This window comes from Fodinibius halophilus, from assembly GCF_011059105.1.
GTDB lineage: Bacteria > Bacteroidota > Rhodothermia > Balneolales > Balneolaceae > Fodinibius > Fodinibius halophilus.
Genome location: NZ_JAALLS010000073.1, coordinates 1 through 997 on the forward strand (window position 1 = coordinate 1; position 997 = coordinate 997).

At 52.6% G+C, this 997-nt stretch carries 1 protein-coding gene; it reads left to right on the plus strand.

The genetic code is table 11. The annotated features are described in order from the left end of the window. Positions 1–996, plus strand: a 996-nt coding sequence (gene tuf, locus G3569_RS18220; protein WP_165271515.1) for an elongation factor Tu, incomplete at its 5' end; no start/stop codon positions are given. Between the last annotated feature and the right edge of the window lies 1 nt (position 997).

The window sequence follows — 997 nt, forward strand, 5'->3', positions numbered from 1 at the left end:
ACTGCTCACGTTGAGTATGAAACCGAGGAGCGCCACTATGCGCACGTCGACTGCCCTGGTCACGCCGATTATGTAAAGAACATGGTTACCGGTGCCGCGCAGATGGACGGTGCTATTTTGGTAGTGGCGGCCACTGATGGGCCAATGCCACAAACCCGTGAGCACATTTTGCTTGCGCGTCAGGTAGGCGTCCCGCAGATTGTGGTCTTTATGAACAAGACCGATCTCGTTGACGATGAAGAGCTTATTGAGCTCGTTGAGCTGGAAGTCCGTGAGCTGTTGAGTTCTTACGATTTTGACGGCGACAACATTCCCGTGTTGCAAGGTTCTGCCCTGCAGGCCCTAGAAGGCGACGAAGAGCACGAGCAGGCGATCTTAGACCTGATGGATTCGGTTGATGAGACGATTCCTACTCCTGAACGCGATGTGGATAAGCCGTTCTTGATGCCTGTTGAGGATATTTTCTCTATTACCGGCCGTGGTACAGTAGCGACGGGCCGAATTGAGCGTGGTGTTGTACAGCTCAATGATGAGATTGAAATTGTCGGAATTATTGAAGATCCGATGGATAGTGTGGTAACCGGTATTGAGATGTTCCGCCGGATGCTCGACGAAGGACAGGCCGGAGACAATGCCGGAATTCTGTTGCGTGGAGTAGATAAGGAAGATCTGCAGCGTGGAATGGTACTCTGTGAGCCCGGCTCCATTACGCCCCACAAGAAGTTTGAATGTGAGGTGTATGTGTTGAGTAAGGACGAAGGTGGCCGACATACGCCATTCTTCGACGGATATCGTCCGCAGTTTTATTTCCGTACCACCGACGTAACCGGCTCTTGTGATCTGCCGGACGGCGTTGAGATGGTCATGCCTGGCGACAACGTAACGATGGATGTTACGCTGATTCAGCCGGTAGCGATGGAAGAAGGGCTGCGCTTTGCGATCCGCGAGGGCGGGCGTACGGTAGGCGCTGGTGTTGTAACTGAAATTCAAGATTAAA